Annotated in this window: 1 protein-coding gene; it reads right to left on the bottom strand. The window is 48.1% G+C overall.

Annotation, left to right across the window (positions count from 1 at the left end; genetic code table 11):
• Nucleotides 1-291 (bottom strand): phosphopantetheine-binding protein (locus tag KVT36_RS31655; RefSeq protein WP_217607421.1); only part of this gene is annotated, 291 nt, incomplete at both ends.

Here is a 291-nt window from a genome sequence, read left to right as displayed (position 1 = left end):
GGAATGACCGCCCAGCTCAAAGAAATTATCTGTAACACCTATATGATCTTTCTTTAGTAGCTCCTGCCAGATAGCCACCAGCTGTAATTCTGTTTCCCCTTCAGGAGCAACATAAGTATGTGCAGCCCTATGATCCGTGTCCAGGGCTGCCAAACGCCTGCGGTCAACCTTCCCACTGCCTGTCAGTGGCAGCTGATCCATGCTTACAATAGCTGCAGGCACCATGTAGGATGGTACCCTTGATCTGATATAACTTTCTACTAACTCTCTTTCATACTGCTCATCCACCAC

Source organism: Chitinophaga sp. GbtcB8, assembly GCF_019091455.1.
Classification (GTDB): Bacteria; Bacteroidota; Bacteroidia; order Chitinophagales; family Chitinophagaceae; genus Chitinophaga.
Note: the sequence above shows the minus strand (reverse complement) of the source record. Positions and strands in the feature narration are given on the sequence as shown.